The organism is Tardiphaga sp. 866_E4_N1_4, assembly GCF_052076075.1.
GTDB lineage: Bacteria > Pseudomonadota > Alphaproteobacteria > Rhizobiales > Xanthobacteraceae > Tardiphaga > Tardiphaga robiniae.
In genome coordinates, this window is the sequence record NZ_CP197242.1 from 978,129 (window position 1) to 1,002,929 (window position 24,801).

The 24,801-nt window shown below is 61.3% G+C and carries 24 protein-coding genes; 16 read left to right on the plus strand and 8 right to left on the minus strand.

Features of this window, described 5'->3' with window-relative positions; translation table 11 throughout:
* Positions 1-45 precede the first annotated feature (45 nt).
* From AB8B20_RS04950 to AB8B20_RS04960, 3 genes are all read right to left on the minus strand, one after another.
* Positions 46-1,386: a dicarboxylate/amino acid:cation symporter gene (locus AB8B20_RS04950; protein ID WP_120289380.1), complete on the minus strand. Its 1,341-nt coding sequence runs from the start codon at positions 1,384-1,386 to the stop codon at positions 46-48.
* A 118-nt stretch (positions 1,387-1,504) separates the two neighbouring features.
* The gene (locus AB8B20_RS04955) at positions 1,505-2,113 is read right to left on the minus strand and encodes a biotin transporter BioY (RefSeq protein ID WP_439073025.1); all 609 of its coding nucleotides are present in this window, start codon (positions 2,111-2,113) and stop codon (positions 1,505-1,507) included.
* A gap of 17 nt (positions 2,114-2,130) precedes the next feature.
* Positions 2,131-3,333 carry a pyridoxal phosphate-dependent aminotransferase gene (locus AB8B20_RS04960; RefSeq protein WP_439071830.1) on the minus strand — a complete coding sequence of 401 codons (1,203 nt, stop codon included), beginning with the start codon at positions 3,331-3,333 and terminating at the stop codon, positions 2,131-2,133.
* A gap of 111 nt (positions 3,334-3,444) precedes the next feature.
* Here AB8B20_RS04960 and AB8B20_RS04965 point away from each other — a divergent pair, with 111 nt between their 5' ends.
* The 4 genes from AB8B20_RS04965 (at position 3,445) to AB8B20_RS04980 (ending at position 7,909) form a co-directional block, all read left to right on the plus strand.
* Complete coding sequence (locus AB8B20_RS04965; RefSeq protein ID WP_093758401.1) at positions 3,445-4,860, plus strand: M48 family metalloprotease; 1,416 nt, start codon at positions 3,445-3,447, stop codon at positions 4,858-4,860.
* 113 nt (positions 4,861-4,973) lie between these two features.
* Entirely contained in the window at positions 4,974-5,822 is an 849-nt protein-coding gene (locus tag AB8B20_RS04970; protein WP_439071831.1) for a DUF3313 family protein, read from the plus strand.
* A 105-nt stretch (positions 5,823-5,927) separates the two neighbouring features.
* A complete protein-coding gene (locus AB8B20_RS04975) occupies positions 5,928-6,653 on the plus strand; it encodes a response regulator (RefSeq protein ID WP_089264118.1) in 726 nt (241 codons plus the stop codon).
* A gap of 26 nt (positions 6,654-6,679) precedes the next feature.
* On the plus strand, positions 6,680-7,909 hold the full coding sequence (locus tag AB8B20_RS04980; RefSeq protein WP_439090620.1) for an ATP-binding protein: 1,230 nt from the start codon (positions 6,680-6,682) through the stop codon (positions 7,907-7,909).
* Between the two features lie 240 nt (positions 7,910-8,149).
* On the opposite strand, the gene AB8B20_RS04985 is transcribed toward AB8B20_RS04980, so the two are convergent.
* Entirely contained in the window at positions 8,150-9,277 is a 1,128-nt protein-coding gene (locus AB8B20_RS04985) for a patatin-like phospholipase family protein (RefSeq protein ID WP_439071834.1), read from the minus strand.
* A 111-nt stretch (positions 9,278-9,388) separates the two neighbouring features.
* On the minus strand, positions 9,389-10,402 hold the full coding sequence (locus tag AB8B20_RS04990; protein WP_439071835.1) for an adenylate/guanylate cyclase domain-containing protein: 1,014 nt from the start codon (positions 10,400-10,402) through the stop codon (positions 9,389-9,391).
* 316 nt (positions 10,403-10,718) lie between these two features.
* On the opposite strand from AB8B20_RS04990, the gene AB8B20_RS04995 reads away from it, so the two are divergent.
* From AB8B20_RS04995 to AB8B20_RS05005, 3 genes are all read left to right on the plus strand, one after another.
* Entirely contained in the window at positions 10,719-11,978 is a 1,260-nt protein-coding gene (locus AB8B20_RS04995; RefSeq protein ID WP_439071836.1) for a GGDEF domain-containing protein, read from the plus strand.
* Between the two features lie 133 nt (positions 11,979-12,111).
* The gene (locus AB8B20_RS05000) at positions 12,112-12,876 is read left to right on the plus strand and encodes a DsbA family protein (protein WP_439058516.1); all 765 of its coding nucleotides are present in this window, start codon (positions 12,112-12,114) and stop codon (positions 12,874-12,876) included.
* Between the two features lie 197 nt (positions 12,877-13,073).
* The gene (locus tag AB8B20_RS05005) at positions 13,074-13,982 is read left to right on the plus strand and encodes a cation diffusion facilitator family transporter (protein ID WP_439071837.1); all 909 of its coding nucleotides are present in this window, start codon (positions 13,074-13,076) and stop codon (positions 13,980-13,982) included.
* A gap of 1 nt (position 13,983) precedes the next feature.
* Here the strand turns inward: AB8B20_RS05005 and AB8B20_RS05010 are convergent, their stop codons facing one another.
* The gene (locus AB8B20_RS05010; protein ID WP_439071838.1) at positions 13,984-16,008 is read right to left on the minus strand and encodes a pyrroloquinoline quinone-dependent dehydrogenase; all 2,025 of its coding nucleotides are present in this window, start codon (positions 16,006-16,008) and stop codon (positions 13,984-13,986) included.
* A 141-nt stretch (positions 16,009-16,149) separates the two neighbouring features.
* Positions 16,150-16,317 carry a hypothetical protein gene (locus AB8B20_RS05015; RefSeq protein WP_439071839.1) on the minus strand — a complete coding sequence of 56 codons (168 nt, stop codon included), beginning with the start codon at positions 16,315-16,317 and terminating at the stop codon, positions 16,150-16,152.
* Positions 16,318-16,451: 134 nt separating this feature from the next.
* On the opposite strand from AB8B20_RS05015, the gene AB8B20_RS05020 reads away from it, so the two are divergent.
* The 9 genes from AB8B20_RS05020 to AB8B20_RS05060 all read left to right on the plus strand — a co-directional run bounded on the left by AB8B20_RS05020 (position 16,452) and on the right by AB8B20_RS05060 (position 24,347).
* Positions 16,452-16,667, plus strand: a complete 216-nt coding sequence (locus AB8B20_RS05020; RefSeq protein WP_439071840.1) for a DUF6894 family protein — start codon at positions 16,452-16,454, stop codon at positions 16,665-16,667.
* A 103-nt stretch (positions 16,668-16,770) separates the two neighbouring features.
* Entirely contained in the window at positions 16,771-17,508 is a 738-nt protein-coding gene (locus AB8B20_RS05025; protein ID WP_439071841.1) for a DUF1236 domain-containing protein, read from the plus strand.
* 288 nt (positions 17,509-17,796) lie between these two features.
* Complete coding sequence (aroQ, locus tag AB8B20_RS05030) at positions 17,797-18,264, plus strand: type II 3-dehydroquinate dehydratase (RefSeq protein WP_093758393.1); 468 nt, start codon at positions 17,797-17,799, stop codon at positions 18,262-18,264.
* Positions 18,265-18,315: 51 nt separating this feature from the next.
* Positions 18,316-18,810, plus strand: coding sequence for an acetyl-CoA carboxylase biotin carboxyl carrier protein (gene accB, locus AB8B20_RS05035; protein WP_089264108.1), 495 nt, complete (start codon positions 18,316-18,318; stop codon positions 18,808-18,810).
* Between the two features lie 30 nt (positions 18,811-18,840).
* Positions 18,841-20,193 (plus strand): acetyl-CoA carboxylase biotin carboxylase subunit, encoded by a 1,353-nt coding sequence (gene accC, locus AB8B20_RS05040; RefSeq protein WP_120289360.1) that lies wholly within the window; start codon positions 18,841-18,843, stop codon positions 20,191-20,193.
* Positions 20,194-20,309: 116 nt separating this feature from the next.
* On the plus strand, positions 20,310-21,833 hold the full coding sequence (locus tag AB8B20_RS05045) for a sensor histidine kinase (protein ID WP_439071842.1): 1,524 nt from the start codon (positions 20,310-20,312) through the stop codon (positions 21,831-21,833).
* Positions 21,830-22,270, plus strand: coding sequence for a response regulator (locus tag AB8B20_RS05050; RefSeq protein WP_089264105.1), 441 nt, complete (start codon positions 21,830-21,832; stop codon positions 22,268-22,270). Before AB8B20_RS05045 ends, AB8B20_RS05050 begins: the two co-directional genes overlap by 4 nt.
* Positions 22,267-23,361 carry a response regulator gene (locus tag AB8B20_RS05055; protein WP_439071843.1) on the plus strand — a complete coding sequence of 365 codons (1,095 nt, stop codon included), beginning with the start codon at positions 22,267-22,269 and terminating at the stop codon, positions 23,359-23,361. Before AB8B20_RS05050 ends, AB8B20_RS05055 begins: the two co-directional genes overlap by 4 nt.
* A gap of 146 nt (positions 23,362-23,507) precedes the next feature.
* A complete protein-coding gene (locus AB8B20_RS05060) occupies positions 23,508-24,347 on the plus strand; it encodes a metallophosphoesterase family protein (RefSeq protein ID WP_439071844.1) in 840 nt (279 codons plus the stop codon).
* On the opposite strand, the gene AB8B20_RS05065 is transcribed toward AB8B20_RS05060, so the two are convergent.
* Positions 24,274-24,771: a Crp/Fnr family transcriptional regulator gene (locus AB8B20_RS05065; RefSeq protein WP_439071845.1), complete on the minus strand. Its 498-nt coding sequence runs from the start codon at positions 24,769-24,771 to the stop codon at positions 24,274-24,276. The genes AB8B20_RS05060 and AB8B20_RS05065 overlap by 74 nt on opposite strands.
* Positions 24,772-24,801: the final 30 nt, after the last annotated feature.

Below are 24,801 nucleotides of genomic sequence, written 5' to 3' on the forward strand. Positions count from 1 at the left end.
CCGGCAAAACCGGGCGGCTTTTTTAGTGCTGCAATCTACTGCGGATCAGTCCGTCGTGATTGCCGTTTCGACATCCGATGGGTCGATGGTCTTGTTGAGATTGGCGTGCATCGTGTCGTGATCAAGCTCGCCTTCCCACCACGACACGAACACCGTAGCAATGCCGTTGCCCGTGATGTTGGTCAGCGCGCGCACCTCGCTCATGAATTTGTCGATCGAGAACACGATCGCCATGCCAGGCACCAGACGCGGATCGACCACCGACAGCGTGGCTGCCAGCGTGATGAAGCCGGCGCCGGTGACGCCCGAAGCGCCCTTGGAGGTCAGCATCGCCACGATCAGGATAGTCACCTGCTGGCCGAACGACAGATCCACACCGAGCGCCTGGGCGATGAAGAGCGTCGCCAGGGTCATGTAGATGTTGGTGCCGTCGAGGTTGAACGAATAGCCGGTCGGCACCACGAGGCCGACGACCGACTTCGAACAGCCCAGACGCTGCAGCTTCTCCATCAGCTGCGGCAACGCGCTTTCCGACGAAGAAGTGCCGAGCACGATCAAAAGCTCATCCTTGATGTAGACGATGAACTTGAAGATGTTGAAGCCGACGATGCGGGCAATGATGCCGAGCACGACCACCACGAACAGCGCTGCAGTCGCGTAGAACAGCACGATCAGACTCAACAGGTTGGTGAGCGCCGCCGGGCCGAACTTGCCAATGGTGTAGGCCATCGCGCCGAATGCGCCGAGAGGGGCCGCCTTCATGACAATGGCGATCACGCCGAACACGGCATGCGACGTCTCATCAATCATGTCGCGCAACCTGTGGCCACGCTCGCCCAGCGCCATCAGCGCAAAACCGAACAGGATCGCGAACAACAGCACCTGCAGGATGTCGCCCTTGGCGAAGGCGCCAACGACACTGTCGGGAATGATGTTGAGCACGAAATCGACCGACTTCGTTGCTTCAGCCTGCTTGACGTAATTGGCGACTGCGCCTGCGCTACCTTCGGTCTTGGTCACCAGACCATGGCCGACCTGGAACAGGTTGCCCATCACAAGGCCGAGGATCAGCGCGAAGGTCGAGACAATCTCGAAATAGACCAGCGCCTTGATGCCGACGCGGCCGACCTTCTTGGCGTCCTGGATATGGGCAATGCCAGACACCACGGTACAGAAGATGATCGGCGCGATCACCATCTTGATCAGCTTGATGAAGCCGTCGCCGAGCGCCTTGATCCATTCATTGGTGGCGAACTGAGGCTCCAGCCACCCGACCAGCACACCGATCACGATAGCGATCAGCACCTGAATATAGAGAACCTTGTACCAGGGCTTTTTGACCGGAGCGGCCGCTCCCGGACCCGCCGTTGCCGTTACCGCAGACATTCCGCTTCAACTCCCTGAGCATTTTTACTGCCGCGGTCATTAGTCACATGGGCGGCCTCTTGCAAGCCGCCACGCGGAATTACTTGGGCGATTAACGAACAAATATCGCGCCGAGCGTTCAGCGATACCGGCGATCAACCAATCCGCGCAGGACGGGTACCAGGATCGCGCCCAATGTGTTCTTCACTAATGCCCCCGCCAGGAACGGCATCACGCCGACCAACCAGGCTTTCTCGGCGCCGAGCTTCATACCGTAAGCCAGCCACGCAAAGCCCATGGCCATGATCACGATGTGGCCGATGGCCATGGCAACGAACAGGCGGACCATCGAGCGATCCCATCCGCGTTCGCTGAACCAGCCCGTGATGAACGCAGCAACAACGAAGCCGGACAGGAAGCCGGCCGTCGCCCCTGTGAGCGGTTTGAGACCGCCAACGGGCCCGGCGAACACCGGCAATCCCAATGCACCGACGGCGAGATAGGCGATGATCGTCAACGTGCCGAGGCGCCAGCCATAGACGGCGCCGATCATCAAAACGACCAGCGTCTGCAGGGTCATCGGCACATATGGCAATGGCAGATTGATCTTCGCCGACACCGCCAACAACGCGACTCCGAACGCCGCCAGCACTATGGCGCGGCGCGCAGAAGCCAAGCCTTCACCGCGGCTTGGCCACCACACACTGGCGATCGAGACGTGGGGCAAATTCGAGACAGATGAATCCATCGACAAGACAGGCTCGCTCACTTCGGACCACCCTGCCCGAGCCATTTGCTGATCCGCGCGACCGCCTCATGCATGTCCTCGGTCGAGCTCGCATACGAAAAGCGAATATAGGACTTGCCATGGATCGGATCGAAGTCGCTGCCGGGCGTTGCGGCCACATGTGCCTGTTCCAGCATCTGCTTGGCGAAATCGAAGCTGTTAGTGGTGAATTTCGACACGTCTGCATAGAGATAGAAGGCGCCATCGGCCGGCAGGAAGTCCGTGAGGCCGGCTTGCGGCAATCCTGCGGTCAGGATGCGGCGGTTCTCCTGATAGCCATGCTTGATGTCTTCCATCTGTGCATGACCGTCGAACGCAGCTTCTGCCGCAATCTGCGACAGCGTCGGCACCGAGATCGACAGGTTCTGCTGCAGCCGTTCCATGGACCGCACCAGCGGCTTGGGCACGACCATCCAGCCGACGCGCCAGCCGGTCATGCAGAAATATTTCGAGAAGGAATTGATGACTAGCGCGTTCGGCGACAGCTCCGCCGCGGTCACTGCCGGGAATGCATAATCGAGGCCGTGATAGATTTCGTCGGAGATGAAACGAATGCCTGCATCATCGGCCGCGTGGATCAGGCTGGTGAGCGCTTCGCGCGACATCATGGTGCCCGTGGGATTGGCCGGACTAGCGACCAGCACGCCCTTCAGCGGCTTCTCGCGATGCGCGGCGAGCAGATCCTCGGCGGTCAGAGCGTGCCGCTTGTCGGCATGGGTTTCGATCAGCACCGGCTCGCAGCCCAGCGCAGTCAGAATATGCCGATACGGCGGATAGCCAGGCACGGTGACGGCGACGCGGTCGCCGGGCTCGAACAGGGCCAGGAAGGACAGGATGAACGCGCCGGAGGAGCCGGTAGTCACCACGATCTGCTCCGGATCGACCGTGCAGCCATAAACGTCGCGATAATGCCTGGAGATTCGCGCACGCAGCGACGGGGTGCCAAGCGCAGCGGTATATTCGATCCGCCCGTGCGCCAGTGCGGCCTGCGCGGCCTCAATGGCCACCTTCGGCGCGGGCGCTGCCGGCTGCCCGACTTCCATGTGAATCACATGCCCGCCAGCGGCCTCGATCCGCGCCGCGGCGGCCATCACATCCATCACCATGAACGGGGGAACATCGCTGCGTCCGGACGCCGCAAGAAGGCTGTGTGCCCGGGTTTTGAGGATCGTATCTGGCATGGAAATCTGCTATCTGCGCGGCGTTATGCACGTTACGGCATGGGAGCAACGCCGCGCTCCCGCCGCAATATTTGACTTGTTAGGGCTTATATCGAATCCGAACCTCGGCCAATGATGAAAGACCTGCAGCTGCAGCCTAAAAGGGCTGCATCTCGATTGTTCTCGAAGCTGACCACGCTGCTGACCGCGGCGGCATTGACGCTGACGCCAATGGCCGCCCATGCGCAGCAAGGCGACGCCCCGCGCCTGCTGCGCGACGCCGAGATCGAACAGCTGCTGCGTGACTATACGCGCCCGATCCTGCGCGCCGCAGGCCTCGAAAAGCAAAACATCCAGGTCGTCATCATCAACAACGCCAGCTTCAATGCCTTCGTCGCCGACGGCCGCCGCATCTTCGTCAATCACGGCGCGCTGATGCAGTCACAGACGCCGAACCAGCTGATCGGCGTGCTCGCCCACGAAACCGGCCATCTCGCCGGCGGCCATCTGTCAAAGCTGCGCGAGCGCATGGCGCAGGCGCAGACCCAGATGATCGTGGCGATGCTGCTCGGCGTCGGCGCCATGGCGGCCGGAGCGCGCGGCGGCAACTCCAATGGTGCTGCCGGCAATATCGGCGCCGCAGCGGTCGCCGCGCCGCAAGCGATGATGATGAATACGATGCTGTCCTATCAGCGGCAGCAGGAAGAAAACGCCGATCGCGCCGGCGTCAAATTCCTGAACCAGACCGGCCAGTCGTCCAAGGGCATGTACGAGACGTTCCAGCGCTTCGGCACCGACAGCCTGTTCGCAGCACGCGGAAGCGACCCGTATATGATGTCGCATCCGATGCCCCGGGAGCGCGTTGCCGCCCTCGAGGAGCTTGCGAAGTCGAGTCCCTATTGGGACAAGAAGGACGATCCGGCACTGATGCTGCGCCACGAGTTGATGCGCGCCAAGACCGCCGGCTTCATGGAGCAGCGCGACACGGTATTGCGGCGCTATCCGCCGTCCGACACCAGCCTGCCCGCGCAATATGCCCGCGCCATCGCCACCTATCGCCATGGCGATCTGCGCGTGGCTGTCGAGCAGATCGATGCGCTGATCAAGGCGCAACCGAACAATCCGTATTTCTACGAGCTGCGCGGCCAGGCCTTGCTGGAAGGCGGCAAGCCCAATGAGGCGATCGCGCCGCTGCGCCGCGCGGTGCAGCTCTCCAACAACGCGCCACTGATCGAGATGATGCTCGGCCAGGCACTCGTCGCCTCCGACAACAAGGCCTATACCGACGAGGCGATCCGCATCCTGCGCACTGCTGTGGCGCGCGAGAGTGAAGCGCCCGTCGGCTATATGCAGCTCGCCATGGCCTATGGCCGCAAGGGCGAACTCGCAGAGGCCGACTTGGCCTCGGCCCAGGCCGCATTCCTGCGCGGCGACAACAAGACCGCCCGCGACCTTGCCTCGCGCGCCAAGGCGCGGTTTGCCGTGGGCACGCCCGGCTGGGTGAAGGCCGATGACATCATCGCCGCGAAAATGCCGGGCAAGAACTAGCGCGCCTCCCCTGCAATGTTCTGAAACAAATGGCGGCTGATCCGTAATCTTTCGCAATGTGGCTGACAATTTGTCTCCGTACGCAGTGTCCCTGACTATTGGGGGACATCTCTATGCGTGCGAACGCCATCAACCAGGTGTTGAAACTGATATGCCTGCACGCTTTGACAGCAACTGTCGCTGGATGCGCCACGGCGCAGCTGGAGACATCAGGGTCTCTCGCCTCGTATAACGACCTCGCGCCGGCCGACGGCATCACTACCAAGTCCAAGATGCGCGTCGACAAGGCCGGTGTCCTGGCGGCCAGGAGTGTCAGCATCATACCCACGTCATTCTCTCATGCCGCATCTCGAGCCGCCCTCACCGACAAGCAACGTCGCGTCATCGCGAATGCTGTCGACCGTTCCGTCTGTATCGGACTGAGCGACCGCTTCAATGTGGTCCCATCCGGGCAACCCGCCGACCTAACGGTGCATGTCACCGTGACGCGTGTGACCGTCACCGACCCGAATGTCGCTGGGGCCGCCAAGGTTGCCTCCGCCGCACCTATGTTCATCAGTGCAGGCTTTCCCATCGTCGTGCCCCGGATCCCATACGGCATGGGCGGCCTGTCGGTCGAGGCGGAAGCCCGCGACGTACAAGGCCAGCAGAAAGCGGCATTCGTCTGGGCCCGCGATGCTGACATGTTGACGAGCACGCCGCGCGTTGCGGCATCCGGCGATGCCTACGACCTGGCGGGCGAGTTCGGCGCAGATTTCAGCAAGCTCCTCATTACCGGTGAAAATCCGTTCGACAAGAAGCTGTCCACGCCCAGTATGCAGCGCGTGAATTCGGCCTTTGGGGGCAAGCCCAAATACGCCGCCTGTGACGCCTTCGGGCGCACCGGCGTTTCCGCCTTCATCGGCGGGAAAATGGGAGCACCTCCCGAGTGGAACGACGACGCAATGCCGGTGACGGAATGACCGGACATGCATGACAGTGATTACCGTCCCTCCGCCCAAGACAGCTATGCTACGACATTAGCAGTCACGTTGAACGAACAACCGCCTGGAGCCGGATGCCGCCCAATGCAGACCATGTCTCACATCCTCATCGTCGATGACGATCTTGCCATACGAAAACTGCTGGGACGCTATCTGACCGAACAAGGCTACCGCGTATCCATCGCCTCCGACCAGCGAACGATGAAGGAAGCGCTGCAGACCAACGAGGTCAGCCTGATCGTTCTCGATGTCCTGCTCCCCGATGGGTCGGGGCTCGATATCTGCCGCGATCTTCGGCGGGAGGGTTCCGAGATACCCGTCATCCTGTTGACGGCGCTGAAGGAGGATGTCGACCGGATCATCGGCCTCGAAATCGGCGCGGACGACTATCTCGGCAAGCCGTTCAATCCGCGCGAATTGCTCGCCCGCATCCGCGCGGTTCTTCGTCGCAAGGTGACGCAGGATATCCAGCTCTCCCAGGTACTCGAGCATCACTTCGGCAGATTTAAACTCCATCCCGGCGCGCGGCAGTTGCTGGACGAAAACGGGCAGCCGTTCGATCTCACAACAGCCGAATTTGAACTCCTGCTGGTGCTCGTCAGACGGCCGGGTCGCCTGCTCTCGCGTGATCAGTTGATCGAACTGACGAACCGCAGCTCCGACGACGTATTCGATCGCTCGATCGACGTGTTGATGAGCCGGTTGCGCAAGAAGCTTGGCGACAATGATGATTTCCAGTTGATCAAAACCGTGCGCAACGGCGGTTACATTTTCTCGGCACGCGTTGAAACCATTGGCGCAGACACATGAACTCCATACGCATTCGATTTTCCTTGATGCTCGTGGGCTCGGTCCTTTGCGTGGTGATCCTGGCCAGCGCCGTGATGTCGCAAATGATACTCGGGCTGGTCGAAAAGGATTTTCGTGACGGATTGACGTCTCGCGTCGCTGCATTTTCCAACAGCATCACCTTTCGCGGAAACGATGCAGTCTTTCATCTTCAGCCGGCGCCCATCGAGGGAAAGCTTCTGGAAGCGCCGACCAAGCTTCTGCAGGAAGCATTTCAAAAATCGCAAGCCAATTTCGACATTTTCGTCAAGCAAACGCCGGATGGCCAACGATGGGCGTCCATCAAGATGGGCCCCGGCTGGCTGAGCTGGCCCATACGCGAGCACGCGCCGCCTCCTGAAGTGTGGTGGGGCCTCGCCGGCTGGATGGTACTGATCACGGTTGGCGTCATCGGGGTTGCTCTTACGGTCGCCCATCAGACGACGAACCAGCTTAAATTGCTGCAGAGCATGGCGATGTCCGTTGGCAAGAACGGCGTGCTGCCCGTGCTCAAAGAAGAAGGGTCTATCGAAATCAAGGCAACCGCTCAGGCACTGAACATGATGGGCGCAAGTCTGAAAAAAGCGATGGACAGCAAGATCAGACTTGTAGCTGCCGCGGGGCACGATTTGCGGACACCCATGACACGCATGCGTCTGCGCGCCGAATTTCTCAACGAACGAGAGCGTGAGGAGTGGCTGCATGACCTCGATGAAATGGATCACATTGCCGACAGCGCCATCCAGCTCGTTCGGGAAGAGACCGTCGGAAAAGGAACCGAACACGTCAGACTCGACGAACTCGTCGGGGACGTTTGCGCCGAACTCACCCTGATCAAGATGCCGGTGACAATTGCCGGACTCGATCACAGCAGCGTCAAGATCTCACCGCTCGCACTCAAGCGCGCCCTGCGCAATCTCATCATCAATGCTGCGACCCATGGCGGCGGCGCCATCGTAAGCCTGAGCGTTCACGATCGCCGCGCTGTCGTCCTGATCGATGACAACGGTCCCGGCATTCCCGAACAATTCCTGGCAAGTGCCTTCGAACCGTTCTTTCGCGCCGATCCGGCCCGCCGCCAGTCAATTCCCGGCGCCGGGCTCGGCCTGGCCATCGCCAAGGAAATTGTCGAACGACAGGGAGGCACGCTCGAGATCGAGAACCGGCAACCTCACGGGTTAAGGCAGACGCTTTCCATTGAGATCGATATCGCGAACGTATCGTCGGTCGCAGCCTGAACGACGCGCTCGCCATGCGACCACACGGTGCCGCTGCAGACCATCACTGAAGAATGATCCTTCGTAAGCAACACCTGTTCAGCCGGACCACAGGATCATCGCGATCCCGAAGACGAGCAACGGATAATACGCAACCTCCACGCTCAGGAACGCGATGTCTTTTGTACGAGACCAGAGGCGCCGAACGGATATCCGTATTCGGGAGCGTTCCAAGGACGCTGTTGGAGCGATGCGACACATCTAGCTACCCTGCCCCCTCAGCCCTTCCAGGTTCGATTGAAATCCACTGGCCGAACCGCCCTTGGCACGACCGTAGGCGTAGAGCTCTTTCATATAGTCAGTATCGAAATTGGTTGGATCGCTCGTGGTGAGCTTGCCCGCGTCGATGGCCGTTGCTTTGAAATCCCAGTTGTTGCGTTTGCAGAAATCGTATGTCGCGATCATCGCATTGCGCGTATTGGCCTTCACCGAGGTCTGAAACGAGCGCGCCACGATCGGAAGCGTCAGATCCGACGTATAGGAGGCGTCGGGCGACAGCTTGCCGTTAACGATCACGAAGACCCGAGACTTCGTAGCCAGCGATCCCGCATGGGCCGTCAACACGCTTTCCGGCACAGCCAGAATATTCGATGTCACGCCGCCATCGACATGCATCTCGGAATACATGTTTCCGCCGGACTCGACGGCGATCAAGGCCGGCGGGAAAATCCCGGGAATAGCGGCCGACGCAGCGAGAACATTCCGGAACAACTCATAGCGGCCAGGACTATCGCTGCTTGCGATCTCCCCCATATTCCAGAGCGTCGTCCCTTGGGTGTCGAGGTTCGTGGTGGCCACGATGAGCATCTTGCCCTTGCGATACCGTGCGCCGACCGCATCGATGATCCGATCATCGGCATATTTTGAGATGAGGTCTTTCATCGGTCCCGCCTTGAAGACGCCCGATCCAACAACGGCGTTGATCCCCGCGATACGCATCAGATTTTCAGTCGCGCCGCTGGTGAAGATCGCTTCGAGACGGCCGTCATAGCCCGGGCCGAGAAACGCGAATGGCGCAATCAGGGCGCCGACGCTGGAGCCGGTGACGATATCGAACTCGGGGCGCAGCCCGGAGTCGGACCAGCCTTTCAGGAATCCTGCGCCATAGGAGCCGTCAGCGCCGCCGCCGGACAAGGCAAGGATGGTGAGCGGTGCGGCACGGCGCCGCGATCCCGCGAAGATGCGATAGCCTTCGTCGGGCGATATCCTGGCCAACGGAATCTGCGGGATCGTCGCGCGCGCGCTTGCGATCAGCGGCGCGCGCGGCAGCGACGCACAGGCCGACAGCAGCAGCGCTGTGCAAATAATGGAAAGCGTCGCGCGAGGCATCACGCGAGCTCTGCAACGATCAAAGTGAAGCTTGAAAACTGGGCCATGCGGGTTTCCATGTCCGGAAACTCTTGCACGGTTGATTTGCCATTTGTTTGCGCGTTTATTTCATTATGTTTCGCGCGGCGGCTGCAATCCGAATGCGACAATTCCATCCACACGTCCACGAATGGGAAGATGACCGAGTGCACTGACCGTGAATGGCGGTGCCGAGGCAAAGCAATCCATCGCCGCCTTCGATGCGACAAAACCGCCCTCTACACCGCGACTGAGCTCTTCCAGCCGCGAGGCGGTGTTCATGACGTCGCCATTGAAGACAATCGCACGTTTGACGTCGCCGATTTCGCCGATGATCACCGGCCCGAAATGCAGGCTGCCGCGAATGCGGGGCGCCGTGCCAAACTCGCGCTCAAACTGCCCCGCCATGCGCGCCAGTTCGTCGCGCATGGCCATGAAGCAGCGCAACGGACGGCAATCGACCGCACCGTCCCGCTTCGTCCAGGTCACGATCATCTCGTCGCCGACATAGGCGAGCACCTCGCCACGATAGTCGACGACCGGGAGCGATAGCAGGCGAAAGGTCCGATCGAGGAAACGGTGGATACCGATGCCACCAAGTTGCTCGGCCAGGCTGGTTGAGCCCGCAATATCCACGAACAAGACGAAACGCTCTTCCTCGACCGGCGTGTGATAGCGCCCGGTGAAGAAGTTCAACAAAGCGCGTCCGCCGACGAGATTGGTGATTGCCAAAGCCAGATTGACGACGATGGAGACGACGACCGAATAGACCAGGCTGGACCAGAACGTATCCTCCGCGATCTCGACCGTCCGCCCGATCAGCACATCCGCAAGCCGAAACCATTGCACGGCCAAAATCACGACGGCGCAGAACGCGCTCTTGATCAGGAGGTTGGCGGTGAACGAGCGACCGCTCAGCCAGATCCGGATCGGACCATCGGCCACCATGATTTCGAAGCCGCCCAGAACCGTGCTGATCACCAATCCGATGACGAGCCCGGGCAGAATGGGCAGATCGTGGGTGGCACTGAACGCCACGCCGGCGGCGGCGCCAGCGGCCATAATCGTCGTGAGGACCCTCAGTTTCCGTTCAAGCCTGGCGTTCATGGTCCCTCCCACCGGCACAACCGACGGGAGGGTATATCAAATCGTCCGAGGGAGGGCTGACGCGGGCCGATGGCAAAGGTTGCCCGCCAGCAGACCGATGCGTGGCCTCACCGAGCCCTGCCGTCCACGCCGATATGATCTTCATCCTTTTACAACCACCCCAAGCTTCTCGCCGGCAGCGGTCAGGTTCCGTTAACGGAACTCGCTGCATTTAGTGAAAATGGATGCGCTCATCGCGTCCGGCGGGGAGACCAATGCAGCCATCGGATCACGAAACCGCACACAGCGGCGTCACACGCACGTGGGACCTGCGGCGATGAGCACGACGACCATCTTCTGGTTCACGCTCGCCAACTTCCTGTCGTCAGGTCTCGTCTGGGCCTATGTCGCACGCTGCTATCCGAACTTCGTCCCGGCCCGCTACTGGAGCGCCGCTTCGCTGAGCGCGTCGGCCGGCCCTGCTCTCGGCCTGCTGTTTCCCAATCCCGTCGGCCTGCTGTTCGCCGCGCAGATGACAGTTCTCGCTTACTGTCTGTCAGAGGTCGGCATCCGTCGCTTTTACGACAGGCCTACATCCTGGATCGCCACCGCCCTGGTAATTTCCGCGAGCCTCGCCGGCTTCATGTTCTTCAGACTGGTCATCGACGAATATGCGATGCGCGTTGTCGTCTACTCGCTGAGCCAGGGCGTTCCCGTAGCGCTGACGCTACCACTGCTACTGTCGCGCGATCATCGGCGCAGCAATCACGGCGCACGGATGGCCGGCTACCTCTCGATTCTCTTGCTTGTTGCTTTTGCCTGCCGCGCGATTGCCGCGCTGCTTCATTTGGGCGGCAGCGAGACGACCATGGTGACGGTCGATGCGGTACAGGCCGGCTTCATGCTGGTGGCGGCATTCCTCGCCATGACATGGAATTACGGACTGCTGATGATGGCGATCGACCGCCTGCGCGGCGACGCAGCCGAACTGGCGCTGATCGACGATCTGACCGGCGCCGGCAATCGCCGCCGCCTGTTGCAGCGGATGGACGAGGAATGTGCGATGGCGCGGCGGACCGCACGCCCATACGCACTGCTGGCGATCGACCTCGACGGCTTCAAGGCGGTCAATGATGGCTTCGGTCACAGCGCCGGCGACGACTGCCTGAAGCAATTCGCCCAAGCGGCGCAAGATCAGTTGCGCCCCGGCGATACTTTGGCCCGATGCGGCGGCGACGAGTTCTGCATCGTGTTGCCCGACACCGACCTGCAGCAGGCAGGCGAGATCGCGCGGCGTGTGCTGGCGGCCTGCCCGCGACAATTTGGCAATGCCGGACACACAGTGAGAACCCTATCCGCCTCCATCGGCGTCGCGCAGTGGTCCTCCGACCTCATCGCCTCCCCCGAACGGCTGATGGCGGCTGCCGATCACGCCCTGTATCAGGCCAAACACAGCGGCAAGAACCGGGTCGTGCTCTATGAGCCTGCACCGCCGCTGGCACCGATCTTCGATGACGAGATCGGAAGCGCTCCGTTGCCGGCACCGCATGCCCTCACTGCAATGACCGGGCCGGATCACCACCATTCCGGCTTCTGAGACCTGCGGCACCACGATGAATTGCGCGTGACCGCCTTCACAAATAACGCGTATTTCGCCCTCAAAATGCTAAGCAGCTTCCCGAATGACACGTGGCTTTCTGACTCGGCCTTTTCCAAAGGATAATTTGCCCATGCCTTCGTTCCGCCTTCTCGCCTCTGCCGCTGTGGCCCTCGCCCTGTGCGGCGCGCCTGCATCGGCGCAGACGTTCAATGACGCCCAGCGCGGCGAGATCCAGAAGATCATCAAGGACTACCTGATCACCCATCCGGAAATCCTCGAAGAGGTCTCGGCCGAGCTGACCAAGCGTCAGGCCCAGGCTGAAGCCGAGAAGCATCAGGCTGCGATCGCCGCGAACGCAAACACCATCTTCAACTCGCCACGCGGTGTCGTCGTCGGCAACAAGGATGGCGACGTCACCTTCGTCGAGTTCTTCGATTACAATTGCGGCTACTGCAAGCGCGCCATGGACGACATGGTCGGCATCATGAAGAACGATCCGAAGCTCAAGGTCGTGCTGAAGGAATTCCCGGTGCTCGGGCCCGGCTCGGTTGAAGCCGCCCAGGTTGCTGTTGCCGTGCGCATGCAGGACCCGACCGGCAAGAAGTATCTCGACTTCCACCAGAAGCTGTTGAGCGGCCGCGGCCAGGCCGACAAGGCCCGCGCCTTGGCAGCGGCCAAGGAAGCAGGTCTCGACGTCGCCAGACTGGAAAAGGACATGGCCAGCCCGGAAGTGCGCGCGACCATCGAAGAGAACTTCAAGCTTGCGGAATCCATGGGCATGAACGGCACGCCGAGCTACGTCATCGGCAAGCAGGTGATCATCGGTGCCGTCGGCGCAGACGCGCTGAAGGAGAAGATCAATCAGGCCCGCTGTGGCAAGGCGCTCTGTTCGTAAACCCAGACACCGGCAGGGTGATTCATACCGTCGCCTGCACCGACACGAACATCTCGGAAATATGACAAACCGGCTGCATCGCAGCCGGTTTTTTATTTATCTTGCGGTAGCGGTCAAAGCGGCTGAACGCCATCTGTGATAGGGTAACCTATCCCCAACGGTAAAAGGATGCAGCGGACACCCCGCCTAAGTTCCCAATGTTGACCGATACCAAACAGGAGCAGCGGCTCCTGAAGATTTCGATTTACGTCACGCTTCTCATTTCATTTGCCAGCATCGCTTTCGGGCTCGCCATCAGTTCGCGCGCCATCGCCTTCGACGGTTTTTACACGTTAATCGACGCAGCCATGACCGGCGTTGCATTGCTGACCGCAAGACTGATCAGCAGAGGCGAAGACGACCGCTTCCAGTATGGCTACTGGCACCTTGAACCGATCCTCGCGCTGATCAACGGCACGGTGCTCAGCTTCGCCTGCGCCTATGCCTTCATCGACGGTCTCAACGGACTGATCACCGGCGGTCGCGCCATCGAATTCGGCCCCGGCGCTATCTTCGCCGCGGTGGCGGGTGCCATCAGCTTCGGCATGAGCATCTATATCCGCCGCTCGGCCGGCGAACACGGCTCGCAACTGCTCGACATCGATGCCCGTGCCTGGCTTATGGGCGGTGTACTCAGTCTGGCGGTCTGCATCAGCTTCCTGCTCGGAGCGGTGATGACGAAGACTCCAGCAGCGGCCTATGCACCGCTGGTCGATCCGCTGATCCTGCTGGTGGTTGCGATCTGCCTGCTGCCGTTTCCGCTCTCGACGATCTGGAATGCCGGGCGCGACATCCTGCAGGTCGCGCCAAGCGATCTCGACGAGGAGGTTCGCGAGCTCGCGCAATCGATCGCGTACAAGCACGGCTTCAGCGACTGCAGCTCGCATGTGATGCGATCCGGCCGCCAGCAATTCATCGAGATCGGGCTGGTGGCACCGTCCGGCGAGATCAGCAAGACCTTCGCCGAACTCGACGCCATCCGTGCGGAGATTGCCCTGGCCATGGGCGGGCTCAGCCCCGGCTATTGGCTGACAGTGGACTTCACCGCTGACAAGCGCTGGGTTTAAGTCACGCCCGCACCTTGTGCCGAACACGCCAGGCTAGAACAAAGGCAAGAGACATGACGAGCAACGCGCCAAGCACGATCGCGCCGGCGCGAAGTCGGCCGCCGGGACGATCGATATAAAGCGAGCGCAGCGACGGCGCCTCTCCGTCGCGCGCAAGACGAAACGCCACAACGCTGTCGCCGATCGAAGTGCCGACTTCCGAATGACCGCCGGCGGCGATGACCACATACTGTTCTCCATTCGCGGCGTAAGTCATCGGATTGGCGACGCCCGGCACTGGCAGTCGCCCCTGCCAGAGTTCGGCGCCGGTCTTCGCATCATACGCACGCAGGTAGGCATCCATCGCGCCGGTGAAGATCGCGCCGCCGCGCGTCGGCAGCAGACCATTGACCAGCGGCATGCCGGTGGCCAATGCGAGCCCCAATGGCGCGGTGTCCTCGCTGGTGCCGACCTTCGACTCCCACAGCACCTTGCCCGCCTTGAGGTCCACCGCAACCATCGCGCCCCATGGCGGCTTGTTGCAGGGCATGCCGAGCGGCGACGTTACAAGCGCCCGCGTCATGGCAAAAAGCGCGCCGCGCTGCGCGCCGAAATCGGCACCGGCCGGCGGCCTGTAGTTCTGCGCCTCGGCGCGTGCGATCAGCGTCACCCGATGCACAGCGCGGCTCGTGTTGGCATAGAGCACCTGCCTGACGGGATCGAAGGCAACACCGCCCCAATTGACGCCGCCGCCGGTCATCGGAAACAGCAAGGTGCCGGCACCCGTCGCAGGTGGCGTGTAGAGGCCTTCGTTACGTCCATTGGCCAGTTCATCCCGGCACTTGCCGCGATCCCAGAATGTCACGCCGAACGCATCATCCGGCGTTATCCGCTGCGGCACCAGTGTCGGAAGATGCGTCGGAAACGGCTGCGTCGGCGACAGGCTCTCGCCTTCGACACCGCCTTGCGGAACTGCCCTCTCGTCCACCGGCCAAATCGGCGCGCCGGTGGTACGATCCAGCACAAACACGAAGCCCTGCTTGGTGGCTTGGATGACGACATCGCGCGGACCGCTAGCAAGATCGATGCGGGCCAGCGTCGGCTGCGCCGGCACGTCGTAATCCCAGACATCGTGATGCACGATCTGGAACGACCAGACCAGTTCGCCCGTGTCGATCTTCAGCGCAACAACCGAATTGGCGTGCGCATTGTTGCCGAGCCGCTTGCCGCCCCAGAAATCGGGACTGGGCGACGATGTGGGCAGAAACAGCAATCCGCGTTCGTCATCCGCCGACATCGGCGCCCAGACATTGGCGTGCCCGGCTTCGATACCGTCATGGACCAGCGGATCCCACGACCATCGCGGCGCGCCGCTGCGCACATCGAACGCGCGGACGGTCCCCTTGGGCGCGCTCACACGCCGATTGTCGGCGAGTGCAGAGCCGACCACGACGACGTCGCGCCCGACCACCGGCGGCGATGTGATCTGAAATTCACCGGGGCCATCAAGCGGCATTCCCGGGTCGAGCTTGACCTCACCCTGCGCGCCGAAGTCGGCACATGGCAGTCCGGTCGCGGCATCCAGCGCAATGACACGGGCATCGTTGGTACCCATGAAGATGCGGCTGCGACAGGTAGCGCCAGATGCTGCGCGATCGTCACGCCAATAGGCTACGCCGCGGCACACCCATCGATTGGCCGGACGCACATCCGCTGCGACCCGCGCATCAAAACGCCACTTCTGCCGACCGCTAGCAGGATCGAGTGCAATCACCTCGTTGAATGGCGTACAGAAGACGAGGCTGTCTTCAACCAGGAGCGGCGTCGCTTCGAACTTGGTGCGCGCCATCTGCGCAGGTGTGCGACGCAGGAGATCTCCAGTCTGGAAGCGCCAAGCCTCGATCAGGCGGCCGACATTGTCGGAGGTGATCTGCTCAAGCGGCGCAAAGCGAGAGCCACCCGGGTCACCGCCCCAATGCTCCCATCCGAGCGCGGGCACAGCCGACAAGACTACCAGCGCCAGGATGCCTCCAATCCAGTTCCTCATCGAAGCACAGCTCCGCAGATCCCGACTGACATGACCTGATGTTAGTCGTTGAGGCCGCCCTGTCCACGTCGAACGCATAGTAAAGAGGCCGGCTGCGTAACAGCCGGCCTCTTTGAAACTCGATCAATGTTACAGCGATAGTTACGCGATGTCCTCGATTGTCGTCTCGCTGTCATCCGGGCGCTGCTCAAAGCGCGATAGCTTGTTTGCCGTATTTTCCAGGACGCCGGCGATGAAATCGGACACCGAATTCTCGATCGGCCCCGCTTCTGCAATCTTCTGAACAATCATCTCCACAAAGGCTGGCATCGCATTTTCCTTATTCGATGGTGCAATGCACGTGCTGCGATTTGGTTCCGGTTGAGACCGTCTTCATTCCATTTCCGACGTAGGAACATCCCCAACGGTGGTGGATTGCCCTTTACGGAGGAGGAGAAAGAGCAATGCCAAAATATCATTTCGAGATTGTCGATGGTTTCCGGCTTGAAGACCCCGTAGGTCTGGATTGTAGCGACGACACACAAGCCAGGGATGTCGCCAAGAATATTGCTCATCAAATCGCAGTTGATATCGCAGGCGACTGTGACCGGAAGGTCGTCGTCTCGATGACAACGGCGATGAAGTCTACAAGACGAAGATCAAGCCCTGACGCGGCGTGACGTATACTCAAGCATAACAAAAGCAATGGAACTACACTTTCTCAGGAACATCCCTCCGCCAATGCCGTTGTACGGCGGGCAATGCATCGCGAGGAGAACCAAGATGAACAACCGTTTATTGATGAGCGTCGCCGCCGCTGCACTGATTGCAGGTTCGGGTTTGGCTAGCGCGCAAAATCCCGGCGGCGCAGGAGCTGCAACGTCGGGTGGTGGCGCCGGAGGTGCCGGAATGACCCGTGAGGCGCCGGCGGGCGGTGCTGCACGTAGCGGCGCAACGAGCGCGCCCGCAGGCGGCGCGGCTGCTGATCGTGCTGCGCCGGCCGAACGCAACGCACCAGTCAACAAGGACGAAGCGACCGACACCACCAACAAGTCCGAGCAGAAGCCGGCGGTGAAGTCGACGCAGTCCGACGACAAGATGCAGCGTGACGACAAGCGTACGACTGACTCGACCCGTGACAGTGGAAAAGCCAGCAAGGACATGAAGGCCGATTCCAAGTCGACCGACTCCAAGTCAGGTGCCGACACCAAGTCGACATCGACGGAGACCAAGTCGACCACGACCACCGGTCAGGCCGGCGCGGGCGCCAAGCTGACCACCGAGCAGCGCACCAAGGTCACCACGGTCATCAAGCAGCAAAATATCCAGCCGGTGACCAATGTGAACTTCTCGATCTCGGTCGGCACCCGTGTGCCGCGCGAGGTCCGCTTCCACCCGCTTCCGGCTGAGATCATCACCGTCTATCCGGATTGGCGCGGTTACGAGTTCTTCCTGGTGCGCAACGAGATCATCGTCGTGAACCCGCGAACACTCGAGATCGTCGCAGTCATCGACGCATAAGGCGGGGCATCTGATGTGACACCCGGGCGGGCTCGAAAGGGTCCGCCCGTTTGCTATCCGGGACGCTCCGCCCCTGTCGTGAGCCGGCAGATTGCCGGAATGGCGCCAGCGGCTTTAACCTTGGTTAATAAGCATTTTCCACAGGTTCCATCGGGCTTTTTATGAATTGGGTGAGGTATTTGGCTGGGGGAACCGGGGGTCTAGAGGCTTCCCCTCTGCAGTCAGGTTACCTATAACCCCCGCAGACCGGCGCCCACCCGCGCCCATTGCGATTGCCCGGGATGTCCGATGGCCAATACCACGACCAACACCATCTACGTGCTCAACGGCCCCAACCTCAACCTGCTGGGAATCCGCGAGCCGGACACCTATGGGCATGCAACTCTGGCCGATGTCGAGAAGTTGTGCGTGACCACGGCCGCGCAATATGGCCTGACCGCAGATTGCCGGCAGTCCAATAGCGAGAGCGAGCTCATCGGCTATATCCATCAGGCCCGCGAGAAACACGTGGCCGGCATCGTGATCAATGGTGGCGCTTATTCGCACACATCGATCGCCCTGCACGACGCCATTGTCGGCGTGCGCATTCCAACTGTGGAAGTGCATGTCAGCAACGTCTACACCCGCGAAAGCTTCCGCCACCATTCCTTCATCGCCAAGGCAGCCTTTGCCAGCCTCTGCGGCTTCGGCATCGAGGGCTATCGCCTTGCGATCAGCGGCCTCGCCGCAAAAATCGGTGCCAACGCCATCGCGTGACGCGCCCGCTTCGCTCATTATTCGTCTTTCACTTCAGACATTGGATTGCCCATGGCCCGCAAGCCTGACGACACACAGACCGCAACGCCGAAAGCCAGCAACGATAGCGGCATGATCCGCGAACTGGCGCTGCTGCTGGATGAAACCAACCTCACCGAGATCGAGGTCGAGCGCGCCGGTCTGCGCGTGCGCGTCGCGCGTAACATCAGCGTTGCTGCCGCTGTGCCGGCTTATGCGCCCGCACCGGCTGCTGCACCCGCGCCTGTCGCCGCAGCTGCTGCCGCACCGGCCGCCGCCGACATGACCAAGCATCCTGGCGCTGTGCCCTCGCCGATGGTCGGCACCGTCTACCGCGCCCCGGAGCCCGGCAAGCCGGCCTTCATCGAAGTCGGCGCCAAGGTTGCTGCCGGACAGACGCTGGTCATCATCGAGGCGATGAAGACCATGAACCAGATCCCTGCACCGCGGGCCGGTACCGTGACGCAGATCCTGATCGAAGACGGCTCGCCGGTCGAATACGGCGAAGCGCTGGTCATCATCGAGTAACACCACAACGTCCTCTGACTTCGGAACGCCATGTTCGAGAAAATCCTGATCGCCAACCGCGGCGAGATCGCATTGCGCATCCTGCGGGCCTGCAAGGAGCTCGGCATCGCGACCGTGGCCGTGCATTCAACAGCGGACGCCGACGCCATGCATGTGCGCCTCGCCGACGAGAGCGTGTGCATCGGCCCGCCGGCGTCGAAAGACAGCTACCTCAACATCCCGTCGCTGCTCGCCGCCTGTGAAATCACCGGCGCAGATGCGGTGCATCCCGGTTACGGCTTCCTGTCCGAGAATGCGCGCTTCGCCGAGATCCTCGCCGACCATAATCTGAAGTTCATCGGCCCCAAGGCCGAGCACATCCGCCTGATGGGCGACAAGATCGAAGCCAAGAAGACCGCCAAGCGGCTTGGCATTCCCGTGGTGCCCGGCTCGGACGGCGGCGTCGGCCCCGAAGACGATGCCATAGCGATCGCCCGCGAGATCGGCTTCCCGGTCCTCGTCAAGGCAGCCGCCGGCGGCGGCGGCCGTGGTATGAAGGTCGCGCAGACTGAAGCCGATCTGCTGATGGCGCTGTCCACTGCCTCGAACGAGGCCAAGGCTGCGTTCGGCGACGCGTCGGTCTATCTCGAAAAGTACTTGCAGAAGCCGCGCCACATCGAAATTCAGGTGCTCGGCGACGGCCGCGGCGGCGCGCTGCATCTCGGCGAGCGCGATTGCTCGCTGCAGCGCCGTCACCAGAAAGTCTGGGAAGAAGGTCCTTCGCCGATCCTGTCACCGGAAGCGCGCGCCAGGATCGGCGGCATCTGCGCCAAGGCGATGCAGGACATGCAGTATCTCGGTGTCGGCACCATCGAATTCCTCTACGAGGACGGCGAGTTCTATTTCATTGAAATGAACACCCGCATCCAGGTCGAGCATCCCGTCACCGAGATGATTACCGACATCGATCTTGTGCTGGAGCAGATCCGCATCGCCGCCGGCGGCGACCTGCCCTGCACTCAGGAAGAGGTCAACATCATCGGCCATTCCATTGAGTGCCGCATCAATGCCGAGAACCCGGAAACCTTCCGGCCGTCGCCCGGCACGATCACCCAGTATCACGCCCCCGGCGGCCTCGGCGTCCGCATCGATTCCGCGGTCTATCAGGGTTACAAGATCCCGCCTTATTACGACTCGCTGGTGGGCAAGCTGATTGTCCACGGCAAGAACCGGCCGGAATGCCTGATGCGACTGCGACGGGCCTTGGACGAAATCGTCGTGGACGGCGTCGAGACGACCCTGCCGCTGTTCCGGGCCCTGGCCCGGGAAAGCGACATTATCGAGGGCGACTACCACATCCACTGGCTGGAACAGTATCTGGCCGGCAAGGCTCCCAAGACCTGAAACATTTGGGATCAGTCTGGAACCAATCGCCTCGATCCGCGTTTTTTGTGCTGCCGGGAGACGTCCGGCGGCGGGGGCCATATTGAAGTTCAGCCTGCAATCCAAGCGAGTATTACGTGACCGCTGACGCCGCCCGCAGGCGAGCGCTATGGCAAATCCTGCTGCTCTTGGCGGGATTGCTGGTACTTGCCGCCATCAGCGCGGCCTCCGTTATCCTGGTGAACCAGGCACGTGACGATTCCAGGTGGGTGGTCCACACCGTCGAAGTCCAGAACCAGATATCGAACCTGCTGCTGGAAATCCGCCGGACCGAAAGCGCGACCCGCGCCTATCTGCTGTCCAGCGGTCCACAATTCCTTTCCGAATACGAAACCTCGGCGGCCGCGATTCTGCCGGCCGTCGACAGACTGGTGGCCCTCGCCAACGACAATCCGGCCCAGGTCGCCAACACGGTCAAACTGCGTGCAGCCGTCGAGCAGCGACTGGCGGAATTCGCCAGGGGGATCGACCGCATCAAGAACAACGACATCCAGTCGAGCATCGACATCCTTCGTCGCGGCGGTGCCAATCAGGCCGTTCAAGACATCGCCGATATCACCCGCGCGATGCGCGCCGAAGAAGGCCGCCTGTTCGTCGAACGCACCCGGACGGCCGACCAGAGCCAGCAATGGGCCTCGTGGGTCACCGTGGCCGGCTCCGGCCTGGTGGTGCTCTTGGCGGCGCTGTCGATCTTCCTCGTGCGCCGCTCGTCAAACGCCCGCGATGAGGCGGAGGCCAGGTTGCGCGACAGCAACATCGACCTCGAAGCCGCCGTTGAGGAGCGCACCGCCGACTTGCGCGAGGCCAACGAAGAGCTGCAGCGCTTCTCCTATATCGTCAGCCACGACCTGCGCTCGCCGCTGGTCAACATCATGGGCTTCACCAGCGAGCTCGAGGAGCTGCGCGGCGATATCTTCAGGCGCATCGCAACGCTCGCCAATGCAGACCCCGTCGTGCCCGATGTGAACGGCGAATTGCCGGAGCCGGCGCTGCCCGAACAGGACAAGCAACTCTCCGCCGATTTCACCGAAGCGCTCGGCTTCATCAAATCGTCGATCGGGAAGATGGACCGCTTGATCAGCGCTATTCTCAATCTGACCCGCGAGGGCCGGCGGGAGTTCAAGCCGGTGAAGATCGACACTCGCGAACTCATCGAAGGCATCGCTTCCACCGTAGCGCATCAGGCAGCCGAGACCGAAACCCAGATCCGCATCGAGCCATTGCCTGACATCGAGAGCGATCGTCTCGCAATGGAACAGATCTTCGGCAACCTGATCGACAATGCGCTGAAATATCTGAAGCCCGGCGTCCCTGGCGACATTCTCGTCAAGGGCCGCACCAAGATGGGCTTTGCGATCTTCGAGATCATCGACAACGGCCGCGGCATCGATCCCCGGGATCATCAGCGCATCTTTGATCTTTTCCGCCGTGCGGGTACACAGGACAAGCCCGGCCAGGGCATCGGATTGGCCCATGTGCGCGCTTTGGTGCGACGAATGGGCGGCACCATGTCGGTGTCATCGGAACTCGGCAACGGCAGCAACTTCACCGTCACGCTGCCGGCCAGATGGACGGGGCATAACCGGGATAAACAAACATGAGTAAGCCAGTTACCATCATTATGATCGAAGACGACGAGGGTCACGCCCGTCTGATCGAACGCAATATCAGGCGCTCGGGTGTCAATAATGAGATCATCCCGTTCACCAACGGTACAGACGCCGTCAACTATCTGTTCGGCAAAGATAGCACTGGCCTCGATCACAAGGGCGAAGCCCTGCTGATTCTGCTCGACCTCAACCTGCCCGACATGACCGGGATCGATATCCTGAAGCGTGTCAAAGAGAACGAATTTCTCAAATGCGCGCCCGTCGTGGTCCTCACCACTACCGACGACGCGCAGGAAATCAAACGCTGCTACGAATTGGGCTGTAACGTCTACATCACCAAGCCCGTGAACTACGAGAGCTTCGCCAACGCGATCCGCCAACTCGGTCTGTTTTTCTCCGTCATTCAGGTTCCACAAGCGTCCACATGACATCTGCCACGACGCCTACGCTGCTGTATATCGATGACGACGCAGGTCTTGCGCGGCTGGTGTCGCGCGGCCTGACGCGGCAGGGCTTTGGCGTCGAGCATTGCGACAATGGCGAAGCCGGTATCGAACGGATCAAGCAGGGTGGCATCGACGTCATCGCGCTCGATCAGTACATGCCGGGCCTCGACGGGTTGGAAACGCTTGAGCAGATCCAGAAACTGCCCTCGCCGCCCCCGGTGGTGTTCGTCACGGCGTCGCAGGACAGCAAGATTGCCGTGACCGCCCTCAAGGCGGGTGCCGCCGACTATCTGGTGAAGGACACCCACGGCGACTTCCTGCCGCTGCTGCATGTCGCCTGCACGACCGCCATCAAGCAGGCCCTGATATCGAAGGCCCGCGACGACGCCGAAGCGGAAGTTCATGCATCGCGTGATCGCTACGCTGCCCTTGCAGCCGAGCGCGAGGTATTGCTGCGCGAGGTCAATCACCGCGTTGGCAACTCATTGCAGATCATCGCCTCGCTGCTCCATCTGCAGGCCAACTCAACCAGCGAAGATCACGTCAAGGTGGCGCTGACCAATGCCATGGGCCGTGTCGCCGCCGTGGCGCAGGTCCATCGCCGGCTGTACACCTCGCACGACCTCAACAGCGTGCTGCTCAATCAGTATCTGGAAGCCCTGCTGGAAGATCTCCGCCGCTCGGCCGAAGGCAACCGGATGTCGCGCCTGACGCTGAAGGCCGAATCTGTCGAGATCGATCCGGATCGCGCCGTAGCGATCGGCATCATCGTCAACGAGCTGGTGATGAACGCCGTCAAATATGCCTATCCCGACGGTGCCGGCCCGATCCATGTCGTGCTCACCGCGCAGGGCGACCAGCTCGAACTGTCGATCACTGACGATGGCGTCGGCCTCAACGTGAAAGTCGATCCGCGCTCCACCGGCATGGGCCAGCGCATCGTCAATGCCATGGCAAGTAAGCTCGAAGCTTCCGTCGAGCGCGATCCCGACCATACCGGCACCCGCATCGTCCTGCGCTTCTGCGCCGTCACCAAGCCCGCGGCCAAGCCATCTGTGAGTGCGGCGGGCTAGGCCCGCCTGCGCGCGGCAGCGCCTTAAACACTCCCAACCTGCACAAATATGCCGCGCCCGTTTGCCTTGCACGGTTCCATCGCGTGCCTAGACTGCACCTTTCAGTCTGCTGATATTTCTCTTCCTTTCCGAACCTCGGATTTCATATGCGCTGCCTTGTCGTAGCCGATCTCCACTATTCGCTGCCCCAGTTCGACTGGCTACTCAGCGTCGCGCCGCAATTCGACCTCGTGATCTTTGCTGGCGACGCTCTTGATATCGCCTCAGTCGTCGACTTCCGCGCTCAAATCCTGGTGGTAAAAAAGTATCTCGGCCTGCTTGCCCAACGCACCAAGGTGATCCTGTGCTCTGGCAATCACGATCTCGACGAACGCAATGCCGAGGGCGAGAAGGTCGCGCGCTGGGTTGGCGATGTGGGACAACTCGGCATCGCCTGCGATGGTGACAGCCTCACCATTGGTGATACGTTCTTCACGGTCTGTCCGTGGTGGGACGGCCCGTTGGTCCAGCAGCGTATCGCGCAACAACTCAACGAAGCATCCGCACAAAATGCAAAACGCTGGATCTGGGTGCATCACGCGCCGCCAACCAACTCACCGACGAGCTGGGGTGGCAAACGTTACTTCGGCGATATCGAACTGGTGCAGTGGATCGAGGCGCATCGGCCCGCGATGGTGATCTCCGGCCATGTGCATGAGTCTCCGTTTGTCAAAGACGGTTCCTGGTACGACCGGATTGGTGAGACTTGGGTGTTCAATGCAGGCCGCCAGTTCGGCCGGCCGCCGACTTACATCGTGCTCGACCTCGATGACGGCACAGCATTCTGGCTATCGGCGGAAGGCGCTGACCATATCGATCTGAACGCTCCGCTGCAGCGTCCGGCGTTACCGATCAAGGTCGCGCCCGCATGGCTCACATCCGTGGATCGTTTTGTCGATCCGAGCCCCGATCCGAACCTGGTGACATCTTCGTCGGCGACAGGTTGACCATGTTGTCCAGGAGCTCGCCGACCATCGACAGATGCGTACCATGGCCGGCATATTGCTGCTTGATATCGGCAAGATAGCTCGTCGCCACATTGAGCCGCTGCGCCAGCAGCCGCGCGATCATCAGCGCGACGGTCGGGTGATCTCGCAAGAAATCCATCGCATTCTCGAACTCGTAGACTTGCGTATCGATGGCAGCACGCACCGTGGCCGTGTGCGGCTGTTCGAGGAGCACCGACATTTCGCCGGCGACAGCACCGGGTTCGGTCAAACTCGCAACCACCGTATCGCCCTTGACGACATCGAGCTGCCCTTCGATCAGCACGAACAAATGCCCGCTGGTCTGTCCTTCCCGGATGATCGTATCGCCCGCTGCAACGCGGTGCTTCACGCCATCGCTGCAATGATCCAGAACGGCGCGCATATCAGGCACTCCAACATGGTTGATAAAGCG